At 68.9% G+C, this 20,170-nt stretch carries 16 protein-coding genes; 7 read left to right on the top strand and 9 right to left on the bottom strand.

All coding sequences use genetic code 11. The features are described from left to right. Both A5714_RS26970 and clpB read right to left on the bottom strand, forming a co-directional pair. Positions 1 to 76: hypothetical protein (locus A5714_RS26970; protein WP_231975796.1), on the bottom strand; the 76-nt coding region annotated here is incomplete at its 3' end. Positions 77 to 175: 99 nt separating this feature from the next. Then, entirely contained in the window at positions 176 to 2,722 is a 2,547-nt protein-coding gene (gene clpB / locus A5714_RS05365) for an ATP-dependent chaperone ClpB (RefSeq protein ID WP_068070906.1), read from the bottom strand. Between the two features lie 713 nt (positions 2,723 to 3,435). Here clpB and A5714_RS27570 point away from each other — a divergent pair. From A5714_RS27570 to A5714_RS05345, 4 genes are all read left to right on the top strand, one after another. Continuing rightward, a complete protein-coding gene (locus tag A5714_RS27570) occupies positions 3,436 to 3,810 on the top strand; it encodes a DUF3060 domain-containing protein (RefSeq protein ID WP_082959583.1) in 375 nt (124 codons plus the stop codon). A 54-nt stretch (positions 3,811 to 3,864) separates the two neighbouring features. Further along, entirely contained in the window at positions 3,865 to 5,046 is a 1,182-nt protein-coding gene (locus A5714_RS05355) for an FAD-binding oxidoreductase (protein ID WP_068070904.1), read from the top strand. 2 nt (positions 5,047 to 5,048) lie between these two features. Next, positions 5,049 to 5,939 carry an aldose 1-epimerase gene (locus tag A5714_RS05350; RefSeq protein WP_068283492.1) on the top strand — a complete coding sequence of 297 codons (891 nt, stop codon included), beginning with the start codon at positions 5,049 to 5,051 and terminating at the stop codon, positions 5,937 to 5,939. A 97-nt stretch (positions 5,940 to 6,036) separates the two neighbouring features. Next, positions 6,037 to 9,207, top strand: a complete 3,171-nt coding sequence (locus A5714_RS05345; protein WP_068283489.1) for an adenylate/guanylate cyclase domain-containing protein — start codon at positions 6,037 to 6,039, stop codon at positions 9,205 to 9,207. 12 nt (positions 9,208 to 9,219) lie between these two features. Here A5714_RS05345 and A5714_RS05340 read toward each other — a convergent pair whose 3' ends face one another. From A5714_RS05340 to A5714_RS05310, 7 genes are all read right to left on the bottom strand, one after another. Then, the gene (locus tag A5714_RS05340) at positions 9,220 to 10,035 is read right to left on the bottom strand and encodes a DUF5995 family protein (protein WP_068283487.1); all 816 of its coding nucleotides are present in this window, start codon (positions 10,033 to 10,035) and stop codon (positions 9,220 to 9,222) included. Further along, positions 10,032 to 11,204 (bottom strand): oxygenase MpaB family protein, encoded by a 1,173-nt coding sequence (locus A5714_RS05335; protein ID WP_068283484.1) that lies wholly within the window; start codon positions 11,202 to 11,204, stop codon positions 10,032 to 10,034. The genes A5714_RS05340 and A5714_RS05335 overlap by 4 nt, the downstream gene beginning before the upstream one ends. A gap of 90 nt (positions 11,205 to 11,294) precedes the next feature. Next, positions 11,295 to 11,684, bottom strand: coding sequence for a heat shock protein transcriptional repressor HspR (locus A5714_RS05330; RefSeq protein ID WP_068070895.1), 390 nt, complete (start codon positions 11,682 to 11,684; stop codon positions 11,295 to 11,297). After that, positions 11,684 to 12,862, bottom strand: coding sequence for a molecular chaperone DnaJ (dnaJ, locus tag A5714_RS05325; protein ID WP_068283481.1), 1,179 nt, complete (start codon positions 12,860 to 12,862; stop codon positions 11,684 to 11,686). Before dnaJ ends, A5714_RS05330 begins: the two co-directional genes overlap by 1 nt. A gap of 60 nt (positions 12,863 to 12,922) precedes the next feature. Next, on the bottom strand, positions 12,923 to 13,561 hold the full coding sequence (gene grpE, locus A5714_RS05320; protein ID WP_068283478.1) for a nucleotide exchange factor GrpE: 639 nt from the start codon (positions 13,559 to 13,561) through the stop codon (positions 12,923 to 12,925). Further along, the gene (gene dnaK, locus A5714_RS05315; RefSeq protein WP_068070891.1) at positions 13,558 to 15,423 is read right to left on the bottom strand and encodes a molecular chaperone DnaK; all 1,866 of its coding nucleotides are present in this window, start codon (positions 15,421 to 15,423) and stop codon (positions 13,558 to 13,560) included. Before dnaK ends, grpE begins: the two co-directional genes overlap by 4 nt. A 173-nt stretch (positions 15,424 to 15,596) precedes the next feature. Continuing rightward, positions 15,597 to 16,517, bottom strand: a complete 921-nt coding sequence (locus A5714_RS05310) for a LysR family transcriptional regulator (protein WP_068283475.1) — start codon at positions 16,515 to 16,517, stop codon at positions 15,597 to 15,599. A 154-nt stretch (positions 16,518 to 16,671) separates the two neighbouring features. Between A5714_RS05310 and A5714_RS05305 the strand changes: the two genes are divergently transcribed. From A5714_RS05305 to A5714_RS05295, 3 genes are all read left to right on the top strand, one after another. Continuing rightward, complete coding sequence (locus A5714_RS05305) at positions 16,672 to 18,162, top strand: aldehyde dehydrogenase (RefSeq protein ID WP_231975792.1); 1,491 nt, start codon at positions 16,672 to 16,674, stop codon at positions 18,160 to 18,162. 17 nt (positions 18,163 to 18,179) lie between these two features. After that, positions 18,180 to 19,136 carry an amidohydrolase family protein gene (locus A5714_RS05300; protein WP_068070887.1) on the top strand — a complete coding sequence of 319 codons (957 nt, stop codon included), beginning with the start codon at positions 18,180 to 18,182 and terminating at the stop codon, positions 19,134 to 19,136. Between the two features lie 105 nt (positions 19,137 to 19,241). Then, positions 19,242 to 19,988, top strand: coding sequence for an SDR family oxidoreductase (locus A5714_RS05295; RefSeq protein WP_068283472.1), 747 nt, complete (start codon positions 19,242 to 19,244; stop codon positions 19,986 to 19,988). The last annotated feature ends 182 nt before the right edge of the window (positions 19,989 to 20,170 follow it).

Raw genomic sequence — 20,170 nt, 5'->3', positions numbered from 1 at the left:
GATCGATGTCGACGTAGAGCAGCACCGCCGCACCGACGAAGCACAGCGCCGACAGCGTGAACCAAAGGGGGACCACCAAAACAGCGTATCTGCTATTGCGCCGGAATAAAGAAGTCCAGCGGGTCACAACCCCGTCACAGCAGGTAACGCCTGTCTTCGGTGGTCCCCCTCGGCGTCAGCCCAGGATCAGCGAGTCGCCGTCCGGGCTGACGTTGACCGGCACGGTGTCACCGTCGTGCACGTCGCCGGACAGCAGCATCTTGGCGAGCTGGTCGCCGATGGCCTGCTGTACCAGCCGCCGCAACGGCCGGGCCCCGTAGATCGGGTCGAAGCCGCGCTGCGCCAGCCACTGCTTGGCGGGCAGCGACACCTCCAGCGTGAGGCGGCGCTGGGCCAGCCGCTTTTGCAGCTGAGCCAGCTGGATGTCGACGATCGACACCAGCTCGCCGGGCTCCAGCCCGTGGAAGATGATGACGTCGTCGAGCCGGTTGATGAACTCGGGCTTGAACGCCGAGCGCACCGCGGCCATCACCTGCTCCTCGCTGCCACCCGAGCCCAGGTTGGACGTCAGGATCAGGATGGTGTTGCGGAAGTCGACCGTGCGGCCCTGGCCGTCGGTCAGCCGGCCCTCGTCGAGCACCTGCAGCAGCACGTCGAACACGTCCGGGTGCGCCTTTTCGATCTCGTCGAACAGGATCACCGTGTACGGGCGCCGGCGCACCGCCTCGGTGAGCTGACCGCCCTGGTCGTAACCGATGTAGCCGGGCGGGGCGCCGACGAGCCGGGCGACCGAGTGCTTCTCGCCGTACTCGCTCATGTCGATGCGGACCATGGCGCGTTCGTCGTCGAAGAGGAACTCCGCCAGCGCCTTGGCCAGCTCGGTCTTCCCGACGCCGGTCGGCCCGAGGAACATGAACGACCCCGTGGGCCGGTTGGGATCGGCGACCCCGGCGCGGGAACGCCGGACGGCGTCGGACACGGCCGTCACCGCCTTGCGCTGGCCGATGACCCGTTTGCCGAGTTCCTCCTCCATGCGCAGCAGCTTGGCCGTCTCGCCCTCGAGCATCCGCCCGGCGGGGATGCCGGTCCACGCGGACACCACCTCGGCGATGTCGTCGGGTCCGACCTCCTCCTTGAGCATCACGTTCTCGCGGGCCTCGGCCTGCGGCAGCGCGGCGTCGAGCTTCTTCTCGACCTCCGGGATGCGCCCGTAGCGCAGCTCGGCGGCCTTGGCCAGGTCACCGTCGCGCTCGGCGCGCTCGGACTCCCCGCGCAACGCCTCCAGCTGCTCCTTGAGCTCGCGGACGACGTCGATCGCGTTCTTCTCGTTCTGCCAACGGGCGGTCAGCTCGGAGAGCTGTTCCTTCTTGTCGGCCAGCTCCGAGCGCAGCTTCTCCAGCCGCTCCCGCGACGCCTCGTCCTCTTCCTTCGCGAGCGCCATCTCCTCGATCTCGAGGCGGCGCACCAGGCGCTCGACCTCGTCGATCTCGACGGGCCGCGAGTCGATCTCCATCTTGAGCCGGCTGGCCGCCTCGTCGACCAGGTCGATGGCCTTGTCGGGCAGGAACCGCGCGGTGATGTAACGGTCGGACAGCGTGGCCGCCGCGACCAGGGCCGAGTCGGTGATGCGCACGCCGTGGTGCACCTCGTAGCGGTCCTTCAGGCCGCGCAGGATGCCGACGGTGTCCTCTACCGACGGCTCGCCGACCAGCACCTGCTGGAAGCGGCGTTCCAGCGCGGCGTCCTTCTCGATGTACTTGCGGTACTCGTCGAGCGTGGTGGCGCCGACGAGGCGCAGCTCGCCGCGGGCCAGCATCGGCTTGATCATGTTGCCGGCGTCCATGGCGCCCTCGCCGGTCGCGCCGGCGCCGACGATCGTGTGCAGCTCGTCGATGAAGGTGATGATCTGTCCGGCGGAGTTCTTGATGTCGTCGAGCACGGCCTTGAGCCGCTCCTCGAACTCGCCGCGGTACTTCGCGCCGGCCACCATGGAACCGAGGTCCAGGCTGATAACGGTCTTGTCGCGCAGGCTCTCCGGTACGTCGCCGGCGACGATGCGCTGGGCCAGGCCCTCGACGATCGCCGTCTTGCCGACGCCGGGTTCGCCGATGAGCACCGGGTTGTTCTTGGTGCGCCGGCTCAGCACCTGCACGACGCGGCGAATCTCGTTGTCACGGCCGATGACCGGGTCGAGCTTGCCGTCGCGGGCGCGGGCGGTCAGGTCGGTGGAGTACTTCTCCAGCGCCTGGTAGGTCGCCTCGGGCTCGGGGCTGGTGACGCGGCCGCTGCCGCGCACCTTGACGAACCCCTCGCGCAGTGCCTGCGGCGACGCGCCGTGGCCGGTCAACAGCTTGGCAACGTCGGAGTCGCCGGTGGCCAGGCCGACCAGCAGGTGCTCGGTCGAGACGTACTCGTCGTCCATCTCGGTGGCGAGCTGCTGCGCGGTGGTGATGGCGCTCAACGACTCGCGCGACAGCTGCGGCTGCGAGCTGGCGCCGCTGGCCTGCGGCAGCCGGTCCACCAGGCGTTGCGCCTCGGCGCGGATGGTGGCGGGTTCGACGCCGACCGCCTCCAGCAGCGGCCCGGCGATGCCGTCGGCCTGCGTCAGCAGTGCCAGCAGCAGGTGAGCCGGCCGGATCTCCGGGTTGCCGGCGGACGACGCCGCCTGCAGCGCCGCGGTCAGCGCCGCCTGGGTCTTGGTGGTCGGGTTGAAAGAATCCACGACGCCTCCGTTCGTGTTGTAGGCAAAAATGCTTCTCGCGTTGTTCAACGCCGTCAAGGTTGAGTCTGTTCCGCTCAACTCTAGCGAGTTTTGAGCGCCACCGGCTAGGGGGTACCCCCGTCCCGATGACGCAGACGATCGACCACCCCGACCACACGGACACCAGGCTGTCCCCGGTGCCGCGCCGCGTTCCCGTCGCGTTCTGGCTCGCCGAGCTGCTGCCGTTGCGGTGGCGGTACGGGTGGACGCTGCTGCTGGTCGGGGCGGCCCCCATCGCGCTGTGGGTGCAGCTGCCGCGGGCCTTCGCCGCGGCCGCGGTGCTCACTGTGGTGGGCATCTACGCCGTCCAGCTGCGCGGCGCGCGCGAGCGCCTGGCGTTGCTGCGCTGGGGCCGGGTGGCCACCGTGACCGGCGTCGAAACCGCCTCGGGCGCAACGCGGTACCGCTACAACGTCTACCTTCCCGTCGCGCACGGCTGGACGGTCACCCGCCGGCGGTGGAGCGGCCCGAACATCGAGACGACGGTGAACTACCAGCTCGACGGGCGCCCGGGCACGCTGGTGGTCAGCGGCCGCGAGTACGTCGACGGGGTGATCCTCGCCGACGACCGCGACCCGGCGCGGGCGTGCTGCGTGGCGTCCTTCGCGTACGACCTGCGGCGCGACGCCGCGGGCGACTGGGTCGGCAGGCTACGGCCCCGCCTGCGCGCCGGCATGGCCTGCTGGCTGGCCATCGTGCTGGCCTGGCTGGCGCTGGCCGGGGTGGCGGCGACGGGCGCACGCACCGAGTTCGGCGGCAGCAGCCCCGCGGCGGCGGTCCCGCAGGCCGGCACGCTGCAGGTCAGCGGGACGGGAACCGTCAAGACGATCCCGTGCCACGGCGGCTATCTGTCGGTGAGCGGCCGACTCAACACCATCACCGTCACCGGCCACTGCACCAGCGTCAGCGTCTCCGGTGACGGCAACCGCGTCGCGGTGGATAGCGCCGACGCGGTGAGCGCCGCCGGGACCGACAACGCCGTCACCTATCACTGGGGCGCGCCGAAGATCGTCGATGCCGGCACCACGAACACCGTCCGGCAAGGCTGATACGGCGGTTTCGCCCCGGCTGATGTGCGGGCGACCCGCCTACAATCGGGGCCCGTGAGCCTTGAGGACCGGGATGCGTTGCGGGTGCTGCGCGATGCCTTCGGCCCGGACGACTCCGGGTCGGCGAGCGAGTCCGGCGAGCTGGTCCACCGGTTCTACACCCAGTGGTTCGCCCTGGACACCGCGGTGCGGGACCTGTTTCCCCCCGAAATGAGCGGGCAACGGCTGGCGTTCGGCAAGGCGCTGCACTGGGTGTACGGCGAGCTCGTGGCCCAACGCGCGGCCGAGCCGGTGGCCTTCCTCGCCCAGCTGGGCCGCGACCACCGCAAGTACGGGGTGCAGCCGGCGCATTACGAGACGCTGGGACGCGCGCTGCTGGCCGCCCTGCGCGAGCACGTCGGCGACGCCTGGACCGGTCCCGTCGACGACGCCGCGCGGCAATCGCTGAACCTCATCACCGGGGTGATGAGCGGCGCCGCCGCCGCCGACGAGGGGCCGGCCTGGTGGGACGGCACGGTGATCCAGCACATGCGGGTCTCGCGTGACCTGGCGGTGGTGCGGCTGCAGCTCGACCACCCGATGGACTACTACCCCGGCCAGTACGTCAATGTCCACGTGCCGCAGTGCCCCCGGCGCTGGCGCTATTTGAGCCCCGCCATCCCGGCCGACCCGGGCGGCGGCATCGAGTTCCACGTCCGCCTGGTGCCCGGCGGGCTGGTCAGCACCGCCATCGTCAACGAAACCCGGCCCGGCGACCGGTGGCGGATGTCCAGCCCGCACGGCGGTCTGCGGGTGGACCGCGACGGCGGGGACGTCCTGATGGTCGCCGGCAGCACGGGCCTGGCGCCGCTGCGGGCCCTGATCATGGATCTGAGCCGGTTCGCGGTGAATCCCCGGGTGCACCTGTTCTTCGGCGCCCGGTACGGCTGCGAACTTTACGACCTGCCCACCCTGTGGCAGGTCGCCTCGCACAACCCGTGGCTGTCGGTGTCACCGGTGTCGGAGTACGGCCGCGACCCGTCCTGGGCGGCCGACTACCCGGACGTCACACCCCCGCGGGGCCTGCACGTGCGCCAGACGGGCCGGCTGCCCGCGGTGGTGACCAAGTACGGCGGCTGGGGCGACCGGCAGATCCTGATCTGCGGCGGCCCCTCGATGGTCCGCGCCACCAAGGCCGCGTTGATCGCCAAAGGCGCACCCCCCGAACGCATTCAGCACGATCCGCTATGGAGGTAGCCATGCACGTCGTCACACTGCGCGATGCCGCATCCTCGGTGACCGCGCAGTTCGTCCCCGAAGCCGGCATGATCGGCACCTCGCTGAGCGACGGCGGCGTCGAGCTGCTCGGGCAACGCCGCGGGCTGGACGCCTACCTCACCGACGGCAAGACGATGGGCATTCCGATCCTGTACCCGTGGGCAAACCGGCTGAGCGACAACACCTATAGCGCCCAGGACGAGACCGTGACCTTGACGCCGGGCCGCAACCGGGTCCGCGCCGACCCGAACGGGCTGCCGATTCACGGCATCCTGGCCGCCTACCCACGATGGCGGGTGACGGCTCAGTCGGACAACGAGCTGACCGCCGAGGTGGATTTCGCCGCGGATCCCGAGTCGCTGGCCGGCTTTCCGTATCCGCATCTGCTCTCGGTCGCGGTGCGGCTGGCCGAGCGGACGCTCACGGTCACCGCCACCGTCACGGCGAGCGCCGATAAGGCCGTTCCGCTGTGCTTCGGTTTCCACCCCTACCTCCACCTGCCCGACTCCGGTCGCAGCGACTGGGTGATCGAGACGCCGCCGCTGCGACACCTGGAGCTCGACGGGCGGGGATTGCCTACGGGCCGAACGGAATTGCAGCCGGCACGGTCGGAGCGGTTGGGCGACAAGGCTTTCGACGACGCGTTCGACCAGGTCCCCGACGGCGCGGTGTTCGCGGTCAGCGACGCGTGCCGCCGCGTCGAAGTGCTGTTCCAGCAGGGTTACTCGGCCACCCAGATCTTCGCGCCACCCGCGGAGGACCTGGTGTGCTTCGAACCGATGACCGCACCCACCGACGCCCTGCGCCGCGGCGGCTACCGGTGCGCGCAGCCGGGTGAACCGGCGGTCACGCGGTTCGCGATCCGCGTCTAAACGGACGACGACGGGCGGCCAAACGGTCGCTCGACGAGTGCTGAAAAAAACACCGGGCGACGGTACTCTTAGCCCATCCTGGGCAGGAGGATGCACCGTGAGCCCTGGTGACGACCGGACAACGATCGAGGAGTTGCTGGACCGCGCAGTGCGGGCCAGCAACGACGGTGACCGCGTCACCGCAACCACGCTGGCCGGCCAGGTTCTTTCGGTCGACCAAGGCAATCCGGAAGCCGAGGATCTGCTCGCCGCGCCTGTTCGCCACGGCGAACTTCGCCGCCTGACTTTGATGTTTGCCGACCTCGTCGATTCCACGGCGCTGTCCACCCGGTTGGAGCCCGAGCGCTATCACGCTTTGGTCGGCCGTTACCGCGGCGAGGTGCGCCGGGTCATCGACGAATTCGGGGGACACATCACCTCGATCAAAGGCGACGGCTTGTTCGCGGTGTTCGGCCATCCCACTCCGCATGAGGACGACGTACGGCGCGCTGTGGCGGCGGGTTTGGACATCACCCGCGCCGTGGCCCGGCTCAGCGCCCGGGCCGAACGCAACTTTGGTGTCCCGGTCGATGTGCGGGTGGGGATTCACCGCGGCCTGGTCTATCTCGATACCGGGCAGGATGACGTCTATGGCTTCGCCGCCAACCTGGCCGCCCGCCTCTGCGGGGCGGCCGAACCCGGCACGGTGGTCGTGTCGGATGCCGTCGCCGCGTTGATCGGGCAGGTGTTCGAACTCGGAGCCCGCCCGGCGGCCCCGCTCAAGGGCGTCGACGGCCTGACCACCCATCACCGGGTGCTCGGCGAGCGCGCCGACGCGGCCCCCGCGACCCTGCCGCCGCTGATCGGACGTGACCGGGAGCGCAGCTACCTGCGCCGAAGCTGGCAGCAGGCGCGCGAGGGGGTGCTCACCACCGCGGGCGTGGCGTTTCGCGGTGAGCCGGGGATCGGCAAGACCCGACTCGTCGCCGCCGCGGCCGAACTGGCCCGCGACTCGGGTGCACCCGTGGTCGGATTGTTCGGCTCCCCGCTGCATACCGACACCGGCCTGCATCCGGTTCGCCGGCTCGTGGAACGGCGCTGCGGTATCAACCGCCTCACCGAGGGTCGTGAGCGCCTGCGGCTACTACAGGACGAATTAGCTTGCAGCGACCTAGATCCCGACACCGCGACCCCCTTGCTAGCGCCGGTCATCGGCGTCGGGCCCGAGCACGGCTACCATCCGGCCGCGGTAGAGGGCCGGACGCTCTACGAACTGATCGGTGCGACGGTTCGGCACTACGTCCTGGCATGCCTGGGCGACCAGCCCGGGATGGTGATCGCCGAGGATGTGCACTGGTTCGATCCGTCGACGCGGGAACTGCTCAGCTCGTTGTTGGCCGGCGCCGACGGCCGGCTGCTGCTGGTCCTGACCGGTCGCGACGAGAACTGGGTGGATAGTAGTTGGCCGGTCGAGCTTTTCGAGCTTTCACCGCTGACCGACGAACAGTCGCACGCGCTGATCACCGCCCTCGCCCCGTCAATCGGTGCCGATCAGCGGGCCGAGGTGCTCGAGCGCTGTGATGGCGTGCCGTTCTACATCGAGCATGTGGTGAGCCAGCTCGACGGCGCGCCGGGGGTTCCCGAGGCGCTGTACGAGCCGCTGTTCGCCCGGTTGCACCACGCTCGCCCCGAAGTGGTGCCCGTGGTGGAGGCGGCCGCCGTCATCGGGCGCGCGGGGGATCTCCCGCTGCTTCGGGCCGTGGTGGGCCACGACGTCGACGACGTGGTGGTCGAACTCGTGCGCGCCCGAGTGCTCGAACGGCGCGGAGCCAACGGTTGGCGGTTTCGGCACGAGCTGTTTCGGGAGGTGGCCATCGAAGTCGCCCCTCCGTCGCTGGGCCGGGAACTGCACGCGCGCGCAGCGCGCGCGCTGATCGACGCGGCGCCCGAGATCGAGCCTGATTGGCGCGTGGTGGCGGGTCATTTCGAGCAGGCGGGTCAGTTCGAGGAAGCTGTCGCCGCGCATCACCGAGCGTCGCTCGACGCCCGACGCCGCGGAGCCGTCCACGAAGCGCTGGCCTGTCTGACCGACGCTCTCGCTCAGCTCGCCAACTGCGCCGCGCGGCCAGAGCGCGACCGCCAGGAAATCGCCATCCGCATGGAGCGCGGTTTCCTCACCGGCGCAACTCAAGGCAGCATGAGCGGTGATGGCCCCGCGGACTATCAACGGTGCCTCGAGCTGGCGAGTAACGGGAACTACGCCGACGAACTGCTCACTGTCCTGACCGGTTTGATCGGTTACTTCGTGCCGCGGGCCGAATTGCGCCGCGCGCACGACCTGCTCGACTCGCTGTCGAACCGGATCGCTACGACGCGGCCCTGGAGCCTGCCGGCGATCGCATCGGTCCTGGGGTCGGTCCTCTGGCTTGAAGGCGATTTCACCGCCTCCCGGGAACACCTGATGCGGGCACTGGCCGACGGTTCCGCCGCCGATCCCACCGTGTTGGACACCGCGTGGTGGGTCCACGTCGACCCGATCTCGTTGGCGCACACGTACATGGCGCTCACCTACACCGTGGGTGGTGACCTCGACCGCGCACACACGGAGTTGACCGATTCGTTCCGGCGCTGCGATCGGCTGAACTTTCCGCGCAACGTCTACAACCGGGCAAACACCTATTACATGGAGATCTGGGTGCGATTGGAATCCGACCAGATCGACACGGCCGCAACGCTGGCCACTGAGTTGCAACAGCTCAGCGAGCGGTCCGGGCTCGATGTGTGGCAGCTGGTCGGCAGAACGGAACAGGCCACCGTCAAGGCGCTGGCGGCGTTGAAGGCCGGGGCTGACGCCGCCACGCTGACGGCCCGTGCCGAGAAGCTGGCGCGGTGGGTGGACGGCTCCCGGCGCATGCACCTGAACATGTTCCTCACGTTCCACGATGCGATCATCGGCCGGCTTCTGCTCGCTGCGGGCCAGCCGGACCGGGCCAAAGCCCGCGTGGAGTGGGCGCTGCAACATGCCGAACAGACGGGAATGCACTTTTACGACGGCGAGCTGATGCGGGTGTGGGCCCAGACGCTCGCCGACCCCCACCGCCATCGCGACGCGCTCCACGCGGCGCACGAGCTCACTCGGCGTCAGGGCGCGGCTCTCTTCGAATTGCGCTGCGCGCTGGACTGTTTCGTCGTTGATGGCGACAAAGCACCGGTAGTCGACGTGGTCGGCCGTTTCCCCGGCGATACCCGATGGCCCGAATTCACCCGGGCGACCCAGATCTTGTCGTGACGAGACGATCGGTCAGCGGTAGCCCTTCTTCGGCCTGTGCGGCGTGTTCGACACTTCTTCCAAGGCCGCAAGGTTGCCGGCCACGTCCCGGCTCTCGTGTTTGGCGACGGCGCGAACCAGTGCGGGGAACGGGCTGAACCGGCCTGGCGGCTGCAGGTACCAGGAGCCCAGCGCCGCCGTCCAGGCCTCCTGGTGCACCGTCCGCTGCGCGACGTTGGAGAAATTCGTCGCCAGATAGAAGGCGAAATCCCAAGCTCCCTGGCGCAACTTGATGAGCGACCGCTCGAGAAAACCGATTTCACCCGGTATCAGCAGGCGGGTCCAGCGAAGTTCCGGGGAGAGCCGATCGAGGACCCTCAGGACGTCGGGCAGCTGCTTGCACAGGATGGTATTCACGCGGTTGTAGTCGTCGGCCAAACTGTCCATCGCATGCCCGGCGATCGCCCAGACCGCCAAACCCAGGTCGAACGTGATGTGCGCGTTCAGCCCTGCCATCATGTGTTGCAAGATGATCGCCTGACCGTCGTGGTCGCCGAGGAAGGCGACCTTCCAGGGCAGGGTCGGCTGGTCGCCGGGGTCGCAGTACGCGTTCAACGCGTCGAAATAGCGTGTCGCAAAGGCGATATCGAGCGCTTCCATGCGCGGGCCGTCGTCGAAGACGCCGTCTTTGACCGCGTCGCGAATCGCCAACGTGGTCCGTTTGTAGAGAACGGCGAAGTAGCCGATGTGGCTTTGCGATGCAGCGGCCCAGTCGACGGTGTCATCGATGGTGCGCAACACGTCACCGAAGGTCGTGGGTGTGTTGAGGTGCTTCAGCGGGGATGTCACGCCGACAACTCCCAGCTGCGTGCAAGGTGATCGGGAATGTCGAAAGCCGCACGCTGCCCGCCCCGTTGCAGCCGGAACAGACCGTGAAACACGTCGCGCCCGAAGGGCCGCACCAGCTCCGACATCCGTTGGTAGCGGGGGGAATCGCGTTCCGTTTGGCCAAAAATGTGCACGAAAATCCATTGGGAGACGCGTTGCAGCTGCCCCAGGTCGTCGGTGAGATCCGACGCCGGCACCTTCAGCATGTCGGCGATCTCGTCACCCACCAGATGACGAATCAACGGCGGCACCGTCTCGTCGAACTTGTGGAAGGGCGTCATCTCGTCGAGGAGATCCATGAGCGCAGCGGTCATCTGCTGCCCTTCGGGGGATGCCATGAAGTGCCTGCGCCGGATCGCGGCGACGAGCGCGGTGGCGTCGTCGATGCCCCGAACCAGCATCGCGTCCTCGAGGCCCAGCAGGTGACCGATGACGTTCCAAAGGTGCAGGTACGCCTCGGCGTCCTTCGTGGAGACCCGCACGCCCAACCGGCGCAGTGGCCCGACGGGTACGTAGGAGAACGACAGCATGGTCCCGGCGAGGTCCTCTTGGTTGATCGGCACCCCCCAGGCGGGATGCCAGAAGCCGGGATTATGGAGGTCACGGGTATGGATCAGCTGGCGGACGGCCGCGTGCATCAGGCGCACGTGCTGGATGGTGCGAAAACCCTTGCCGCGCGGTTCAAAGCTGCCGACAGCGAGCACGTTCATCAGGAACTGCCCGGTCTCCATCACTCGTCGTCGGGCGTTGGTGTCGAGCTGAGCGGTCACGCATAGCACCTTCACCCCTTTGGCCGCCGCGTACGCCGACGGCAACGAAGCACAGAACAGGCAGACGGCAATCTGCAGTCCCCACGTTTCGTAGAGCTGCTGCCCCCGCCTGATCTTGGCCGGGTCGGCCCAGTCCGGCAGCGTCATGTCCTCGCTGAGGTAGTCCTGCAACGGTCGGGGCAAACTCGCCGGAACGAGTTGATCGTTATCGACCAGGGTGCGCAGCACGTCGTTGACGACGCTGACATCGCCCGCCTTGAAAACGGCCTTCATGACGTTGTCGGCAGACGGATCGCCATGCTCACGCATGCGATCGAGCTGCGCGTCCGTCCATCGGGAGACGTTGTCCGCACCCGCCATGCAGGCAGCTTGTCAGACGAGCGGCGCCTTTTGCGAGGGCTCACGCGCAGTTAACGTAGCGCCGCCCCGCAATAGAGTAGTGCGCTCGCGTCAGCCGCGACCCCGCCGTGGTTGCCACACCACCAACGCGGTGCTCTTGGGCACCACGGCGACGTCCCGGCGCTGACCGGCCCGCACCTGCGCGAGCTCCTCGGTGAGCTCCTGAATCCGCGATTGCAGCGCCTCGACCTGATTGGTCAGCTCGATGATGCGCTTGATGCCGGCCAGGTTGACGCCCTCGTCCTGGGACAGCCGCTGCACTTCACGCAGCAGGTCGACGTCGTGTTCGGAATACCGGCGTCCCCCACCGGACGTGCGGCTCGGGCTGACCAGCCCGAGCCGGTCGTAGGTGCGCAGCGTCTGGGCGTGCATGCCGGCCAGTTCGGCGGCCACCGAGATCAAAAACGTCCTGGCGCCCTGCCCCTTGGAGTTCTTGGCCATCAGCGGTTACCCGCCCATCCGGCCCGCGGGTCAAAGCCACTGGCCCGCTCGGCGGCCGCATACGCCTCCAGCGCCTCCTGGGCCGCACCCTCCACGTTCGGCGGGACGGCCACCTTCACGGTGACCAGCAGGTCGCCGTTGCCGCCGTTGCGCTTGGGCACGCCGCGTCCACGCACCCGCAGGATGCGGCCGTCGGCCGTGCCCTTGGGGACCCGTACGCCCACCTTGCCGTCCAGCGTCGGCACCGAAATCGTTGAGCCCAGGGCCAATTCGGTGAAACTGACGGGCACGGTGACGGTCAGGTCGTCGCCGTCACGGCCGAACACCTTGTCCGGACGGACGTGCACCGTCACGTACAGGTCACCCGACGGGGCGCCGCGCAGCCCGGCTTCGCCCTGACCGGGCAGCCGGATGCGCTGGCCGTCCTCGACGCCGGGCGGGATCCGCACGTTGATGGTGCGGGTCCGGGTTGTCACACCCGTTCCCTTGCACTCGTCGCACGGGTGCTCGATGATCGAGCCGCTGCCCCGGCAGTCGGTGCACGGCTCGGAGAAGCCGAACGCGCCCTGGTTGCGGTTGATGACGCCGGAGCCGTTGCAGGTCGGGCACACCTTCGGGCTGGTGCCCGGCCGAGCACCGCTGCCATGGCAGTTGGTGCACGGCGCGGGGCTGGTCAGCCGCAACGGCATCGCCACGCCCTTGGCGGCCTCGACGAAGTCAAGCTGCGTCTCGGTCTCCAGGTCGTTGCCGCGCCGCGGCCGGCTCGGTCGGGCGCCCGCGCCGCGACCAAACAGGCCGCCGAACAGGTCGCCGATGTTGGTGCCGCCGCTTCGGCCGGCGGCGTCGAACAAGTCGTTGAGATTGAACTCGGCGCCGTCACCGCCGACCCCGAACCCGCCGTAACCGCCGGTGTCGAACCGGCGGCCGCCGAGCCCACCGCCTGCGAACAGGCGGCGGGTCTCGTCGTACTCCTTGCGCTTGGCGGGATCCGACAACACGTTGTGTGCCTCCGAGACCGCCTTGAAGCGTTCGCCGGCGGCCGGATTGTCGGGGTTGGCGTCCGGGTGGAGATCGCGCGCCAGCTTGCGGTAGGCGCGTTTGATCTCTTCGGGACTGGCGTCAGAGGAGACGCCCAGCTCCTTGTAGAAGTCCTTTTCGACCCATTCACGCTGGGCCATGTCGCGTCACCCCCTCACCACTTTCTTTTTCTGTGTCTTCCGATGTGCTGATTGTGTGGTCTAGTCACCGGCTGCGCCGGCGTTATCGCCTGATTCGGCCGGTGCGGATTCCGCCGAATCGTCGTCGGCCACTGCGTCGACGACACCGACTAGAGCGTGGCGCAGGACCTGGTCGCCCAGTCTGTAGCCCTGCCGCATCACCGTGCCGATCACGGGGCGAGAGCCGTCGCCCTCGTGCTGCACGGCCTCGTGCAGCACCGGGTCGAAGTCCTCGCCTTCCGCACCGAACGCGGTGAGGCCCAGGCCCGACAGCGCGCTGTCGAGCTTGTCGGCCACCGACTTCAGCGGCCCGGTCTCCAGATCGCCGTGCTTGCGGGCCCGTTCGAGATCGTCGAGCACGCCCAGAAGCGGATTGACGACGGCCGCCTTGGCGCGGTCCGCCGCGGCCTGCTGGTCACGCAGCGCCCGCTTGCGGTAGTTGGCGAAGTCTGCCTGGACCCGTTGCAGGTCCGCGGTCAGCTCGGCGATCTTGGCGTCCGACTCCCCGGCCGCGGCGGCCGGGGCCGCCCCTCCCGGCTCCCCTTTGCTTTCGGAGCCGGGAGGGGCGTGCCGGACTTCACCGGTTTCCGGGTCGATCCGCCGTTTGTCGGTGACCGTCACGTGCTCGGTCGGATTGCCCTCCGGATTGCCCTGCGTCACTTGGCCTCCCGTTCATCGTCGACCACCTCCGCGTCCACGACGTCGTCGGCCGAGCCCGCCGCGCCACCGGGCTCCCCGGCGCCGCCGGCCTGGCCTCCCGCGGCCTGCGTGGCCTCGTAGATGGCCTGACCGAGCGCCTGGGACTCCTGGCCCAGCTTCTCCATCGCCGACTTGATCGCGGAAATGTCGGTGCCGCCCAACGCGGTCTTGGCCTCGGCCACCGCGGCGTCCACCTTGTTCAGGGTGTCCTCGGGAACCTTGGACCCGCCCTCGGCGCCGCGCTGTTCGCTCACGAACTTCTCGGTCTGGTAGACCAGCGTCTCGGCCTGGTTGCGGATGTCGGCCTCTTCGCGGCGCTTGCGGTCTTCCTCGGCGTGCGCCTCGGCGTCCTTGATCATCCGGTCGATCTCCTCCTTGGACAGGCCGGAGCCCTCCTGGATCTTGATCGTGTTCTCCTTGCCGGTGCCCTTGTCCTTGGCCGTGACGTGCACGATGCCGTTGGCGTCGATGTCGAAGGTGACCTCGATCTGGGGCACGCCGCGCGGCGCCGGCGGGATGCCGGTGAGCTCGAAGGAGCCGAGCAGCTTGTTGTGCGAGGCGATTTCGCGCTCACCCTGGAACACCTGGATCTGCACCGACGGCTGGTTGTCGTCGGCCGTGGTGAAGGTCTCCGACCGCTTGGTCGGGATGGTGGTGTTGCGCTCGATGAGCTTGGTCATCACGCCGCCCTTGGTCTCGATACCCAGGCTCAGCGGCGTAACGTCCAGCAGCAGAACGTCTTTCACCTCACCCTTGAGCACCCCCGCCTGCAGCGCGGCACCCACGGCCACCACCTCGTCGGGGTTGACGCCCTTGTTGGGCTCCTTGCCGCCGGTGAGCTCCTTGACCAAGTCGGTCACCGCGGGCATGCGGGTGGAACCGCCGACCAGCACGACGTGGTCGATCTCGGACACCGAGATGCCGGCGTCCTTGATCACCGACTGGAACGGCTGACGGGTGCGGTCCAGCAGATCCTGAGTGATCTTCTGGAACTCGGCGCGGGTCAGCTGCTCGTCGAGGAACAGCGGGTTCTTGTCCGCGTCGACGGTGATGTAGGGCAGGTTGATCGAGGTGCTCTGCGAGCTGGACAGTTCGATCTTGGCCTTCTCGGCGGCCTCACGCAGCCGCTGCATCGCCATCTTGTCCTTGGTCAGGTCGATGCCGCTGGTGCCCTTGAACTTCTCGACCAGCCAGTCGACGACGCGCTGGTCCCAGTCGTCACCACCGAGGTGGTTGTCACCGCTGGTGGCACGAACCTCGACCACGCCCTCGCCGATCTCGAGCAGGGACACGTCGAAGGTGCCGCCACCCAGGTCGAAGACCAGGATGGTCTGTTCCTTCTCGCCCTTGTCCAAGCCGTAGGCCAGCGCCGCGGCGGTCGGCTCGTTGACGATGCGCAGCACGTTGAGGCCGGCGATCTGGCCGGCTTCCTTGGTGGCCTGGCGCTGGGCGTCGTTGAAGTAGGCGGGCACGGTGATGACCGCGTCGGCGATGTCCTCGCCGAGGTAGGCCTCCGCGTCACGCTTCAGCTTCTGCAGGACGCGCGCGCTGATCTCCTGCGCGGTGTAGTTCTTGCCGTCGATCTCCACGGACCAGTCGGTGCCCATGTGCCGCTTCACCGAGCGGATGGTGCGGTCGACATTGGTCACCGCCTGGTTCTTGGCGGGCTGGCCGACCAGCACCTCACCGTTGCGCGCGAACGCGACGATGGACGGGGTCGTCCGCGAGCCCTCGGAGTTGGCGACGACGACGGGGTCGCCACCCTCCAGGACCGCGACGACGGAGTTGGTGGTCCCGAGGTCGATACCGACCGCACGAGCCATAGTGATTCCTCCTGATGATGTAGAGCGTCTGTGGTGCCACTATGCTGAGTGAACCCCGCTCAAGCCTGCCTCTCGGGCGATGGGCTGTCAACCCAATCTTGAGTCCGGGCCACTCAACTTGTCGATGATGTTAACGGGCTCGGGCGCCGTCTTGTTCCCGGGGGCCGCCACAGTCAGGGCACACTCGAGGGCCCGCGCTCGGGAATCGCGCCCTCCAACAGCGCGAGCAGGGCCTTCGTGGCCGCGCTGGGCGGGCGGGCGGCGGCGGTGGCCAGGTAGAGCCGCCACAACAGCTCCGCGTCGCTGATCGGGATCCAGACCAGGTTGGTGCCGTCGAGGTCATCGAGGTCGTCGAGGAAGAATTCGCTGAGGAACCCGATGCCCAGGCCATTGCGCACGTGCGCGGCGATCGTGCCGACGTCGGCGACCTCGAGCGAGATGGCGCGGTCGATCCCGGCCGCGCGAAAGGCGTTGTCGACGACGGTTCGGTTGCCGTAACCGCGGGGGGAGTCGACGAAGGCGAGGCCCGCCAGTTCGGCCAGCGCCACCGCGTCGCGGTGAGCGAGCGGGTGCCCGGCGGGGACCACCAGCACCAGTTGCGCCTCGATGACCAGGCGGGCCCGCAGATCGGCCGGCGTCTCGCCGGTGAACACCAGCAGCGCGAGGTCCAGCTCGCCGTCGCGCAACTGCTGTTCGAGGCCGGCGGTGCCGGCGGTCGCCGACCGCAGCTGCACGGAGATCCCCGGGTGCTGCGCGTGCAGCTTCGCCAGGATCGCGGGGATGTCGATCGCATTGATCGACGTCAGTGTTCCCATGGTGACCGTGCCGCCGATCCCGCGGGGGGCGGTCACGGCCCGTCGTGCATCGCGGGCCGCCTCGGTGATCTCGCGGGCCCGGGGGCGCAGCTCCTCCCCCGCGGCGGTCAACGCCACTCCGCCCGGGTGCCGGACGAACAACGCCACGCCCAGGTCGCGTTCGAGCGCCTTGATGGTCGCCGAGACCCCCGACTGCACGACGTGGAGCCGGGCTGCGGCGCGGGTGAAGCTTCCGGTGTCGGCGACGGCGAGGAAGTATTCGAGGTGGCGAAGCTCCACTCAGCCATTATCACCGTTCGTGCTGGGCCCATCACGAGTTGTCGTTGGCCGCCGGCGTCGAGGCGCACGTAGGTTCGATGCCGGTGAAATGCCCGCAGCGCAGCCCGCTTTGAGCAGCCGCTGCCGACGCGACGATCATGCCGGATGGTGCCCCGTGAATCAGCAAGCGCCCGTGACCGAGTTGACCGAGGTGCGGTGGTCGTCTGCCGCCCCCGACGACCGTTTCGCGGTGGAGAACCCCGCCACTGGCGAGGTGGTCGCGGTCGTCCAAGGGTCCGGGCCCGAGGAGGTGGACCGGGCCGTGCGCACGGCCCACGCGGCGCACCTGACCTGGAAGCAGCGTCCGGCCCGCGAGCGCGGTCGCTATCTCCGTCGGGTAGCCGAGGTGCTGCGCGAGCATGCGGACGAGATCGCGGCGCTCGAGTCGCGCGAGATGGGCAAGCCGGTCAGCCAGGCGCGCAACTTCGACGTCGAGGCCGCGATCGGCATCTTCGAGTACTTCGGCGGGGTGGTTGAGGCGTTGCCCAGCCAGGCGCGCGATTACGGTCCCGTGTTTGACCTGACGACGTTGGAGCCCTTCGGGGTGATCGCCGGGATCGTCCCGTTCAACTGGCCACCCATCCACACCGCGGGCAAAATCGCCCCGGCGTTGGCGGTGGGCAACGCCGTCGTGCTCAAACCCCCGGAGCAGACGCCCTCGGTGGTGCTGCGCATGGTCGACCTCATCGGGTCGGCGCTGCCCGACGACGTGGTGCACGTGGTGCCGGGCGCCGGGCCAGTGGGCGCCGCGCTGGCCGGACATCGGTTGGTGGGCAAGGTGTCGTTCACCGGTTCGCCGGTGACGGGTTCGGCGGTGCTGCACAGCGTGGCCGACAACCTGACGCCGACGCTGATGGAGTTGGGCGGGAAGAATCCGTTGGTGGTGTTCGACGACGCCAGCCTGCCGGAAGCCCTGCTGGCCGCCGTTGACGGCGGCTTTTTCAACCAGGGCGAAGCCTGCACCGCGGCGTCGCGAATCCTGGTGCACGACAGGGTCTTCGACGAGTTCACCGACAAACTGTGCGCCGCGGTGCGCCGGCTGCGCGTGGGCGACGGCGCCGATCCCGCCACCGACGTCGGGCCACTGGTGACACCGGCGCAGCAGCAGCGCGTGTTGTCCTATCTGGACATCGGCGTCAAGGAGGGCGCGCGCATCGCGGCCCAGGCGCCGATGCCCAGCGACCCCCGGCTGGCGAGCGGCTGCTTCGTGCCGCCGACGGTGCTCACCGGGGTGACGCCGACCATGCGGGTGGCCACCGAGGAGATCTTCGGGCCGGTGGTGTCGCTGATCCGCTTCACCGATGACGACGAGGCGGTGCGGATCGCCAACGGCACCCCCTACGGTTTGGTCGCGGCGGTGTTCAGTCAGGACATCGAGCGGGCGCTGCGGGTCAGCCGCCAGATCCGCGCCGGGGCGGTGCTGGTCAACAACTATGTCCGGATTTCCATCGGGACGGGGTTCGGCGGCGTCGGGCACAGCGGCGTCGGCCGGGAACACGCGCAGGAGACGCTCGCGGAATACGGGTACACCAAGACGATTCGGCTGGCCACGCGCCGCGAGGAGCTGCCGTATTGGCCCGCGGCCGCCCGCGTGCTGCAGGACTGACGAGAAAAGGACAGCCGATGCGGACCATCGCCCTCGAAGAGCACTACGCCACGGAGAGCTTCCTGAACGGGCCGGGCGCGTGGCTGTCGTCGCGCGCGGGAATCGTCGAGCCGATCGCCGACCTGGGCGACGGGCGGATCGCGGCGATGGACGACGGCGGCATTGATATGGCCGTCTTGTCGCTCGCCGCGCCCGGCGTCGAGCAGCTCGACGCGACCGAGGCCGTCGGCCTGGCCTGCGCCTGCAACGACGAGCTCGCCGCGGCGATCGGCCGCCACCCCGACCGGCTGGCCGGCTTCGCCGCGTTGCCCGTCAGCGCGCCGGACGAGGCGGCCGCGGAGTTGCGGCGCGCGGTGCGCGAGCTCGGCTTCCTCGGCGCGATGATCAACGGGCACAGCCAGGGTCGTTACCTCGACGACCCGTTCTTCGACCCCATCTTCGCTCAGGTCGCCGAGCTGAACGTCCCCATCTACCTGCACCCGACGGTGCCGCCGGCGGGCGTCATCGAGTCCAGTTATGCCGGCTTCGCGCCGGAGGTCAGTTTCGCGTTGGCGACGGTGGGCTGGGGCTGGCACATCAACACCGCCACCCACGCGCTGCGGATCATCCTGGGCGGCGTGTTCGACCGCTACCCCTCGCTGCAGATCGTGATCGGTCACATGGGCGAGGCGACGTCGTTCATGTTGCCGCGGTTCGACGCCACCCTCAAACCCGAACTGACCGGGCTGCGCAAGCCCGTGAGCTCGTATCTCCGCGAAAACTTCCACTACACCTTCGCCAACTTCAACGACGCCGCGACGTTCGCGAACCTGGTGGCCCAGGTCGGGATCGGCCGGGTGTGTTTCTCGGCCGACTATCCGTTCGGGTCGATGGGGGCCTCGCGGGAGTTCCTCGACGGATTGCCGCTGAGCCGCGACGACCGCGCGCGTATCAGCCACCGCAACGCCGAACAACTCCTCGGCCTTCGCTGCTGAAATACGTTGCCCCGCAGGGTTTTCGGGCAGTAGCACGCGCGCCGAGGCGCCCCACTGGGTATCTTCTCTTCCACCGAAGACATCACCGACGTTGGGGGCGAATCCATGGGGCAACTCGACGGCAAGACAGCCTTGGTCACCGGGGCGACATCGGGCATCGGGCTGGCGACGGCGCGGGCCATAGCGGCGGAAGGCGCGCATGTCTTCGTCACCGGCCGCAGCCAACAGGGCGTCGACGAGGCGGCCGATTCCATCGGCGACGCGGCCACCGGGGTGCGCAGCGACATCACCGACCAGGGTGACCTCGACGCGCTGTTCGAGGCGATTCAGACCCGCGGCGCCGGTCTCGACGTGCTGTTCGCCAACGCCGGCGGCGGTGAGTTCGCGGCCCTCGGGGCGATCACCCGCGAGCACCTGGCGGAAACGTTCGACCGCAACGTCGGGGGCACCGTTTTCACGGTGCAGACCATGCTGCCGCTGCTCAATTCCGGGGCCTCGATCGTGTTGGCCGGATCGACCGCCGCCTACAACGGCACGCCGAGCTTCAGCGCCTACGCCGCGTCCAAAGCCGCAATCCGGTCCCTCGGCCGCACCTGGGCCGCGGAATTGGTGGATCGCGGCATCCGGGTGAACACGCTGGTGCCCGGGCCCGTCGCGACACCCGGGTTGGCCGAGCTCGCGCCGCCCGAGCAGCGGCAGGCCTTGCTGGACGCCCAGGCGGCCAGCGTGCCGATGAAGCGGATCGGCCGTCCCGAGGAGATCGCGGCCGCCGTCGTCTTCCTCGCGTCCGACGCCAGCAGCTTCATGACCGGCACCGAGCTCTTCGTCGACGGCGGCGCCGAGCAGCTCTAGCCGCCACGGCGGCGGCGATCACGGCGCGGTAAAGCTTCGCCATCGGCGCCGTATCGATCGGCCCACGCCTGCAGCGCCTTTCGCGACTTCCTGCGTAACCTGAGTCCGCTATTGGAACGTCTCGGGAGCGGCGCGTGCGGGAATCGGAGAAAATGTTGCGGGGCCTGGCTGGCGGTTCGCTG

The organism is Mycobacterium sp. E2462, from assembly GCF_001672685.1.
Taxonomy (GTDB): domain Bacteria; phylum Actinomycetota; class Actinomycetes; order Mycobacteriales; family Mycobacteriaceae; genus Mycobacterium.
This window is presented reverse-complemented; position numbering and strand designations above follow the sequence as displayed.

What these genes read in the sequence shown, in the direction of transcription:
- A5714_RS27570 (WP_082959583.1), top strand. Translation starts at nt 3,436, where the DNA reads ATGGCCTGCTGGCTGGCCATCGTGCTGGCCTGGCTGGCGCTGGCCGGG.
- A5714_RS05350 (WP_068283492.1), top strand. Translation starts at nt 5,049, where the DNA reads ATGCACGTCGTCACACTGCGCGATGCCGCATCCTCGGTGACCGCGCAG.
- A5714_RS05335 (WP_068283484.1), bottom strand. Translation starts at nt 11,204, where the DNA reads ATGGCGGGTGCGGACAACGTCTCCCGATGGACGGACGCGCAGCTCGAT.
- A5714_RS05330 (WP_068070895.1), bottom strand. Translation starts at nt 11,684, where the DNA reads ATGGCCAAGAACTCCAAGGGGCAGGGCGCCAGGACGTTTTTGATCTCG.
- dnaJ (WP_068283481.1), bottom strand. Translation starts at nt 12,862, where the DNA reads ATGGCCCAGCGTGAATGGGTCGAAAAGGACTTCTACAAGGAGCTGGGC.
- dnaK (WP_068070891.1), bottom strand. Translation starts at nt 15,423, where the DNA reads ATGGCTCGTGCGGTCGGTATCGACCTCGGGACCACCAACTCCGTCGTC.
- A5714_RS05300 (WP_068070887.1), top strand. Translation starts at nt 18,180, where the DNA reads ATGCGGACCATCGCCCTCGAAGAGCACTACGCCACGGAGAGCTTCCTG.
- A5714_RS05295 (WP_068283472.1), top strand. Translation starts at nt 19,242, where the DNA reads ATGGGGCAACTCGACGGCAAGACAGCCTTGGTCACCGGGGCGACATCG.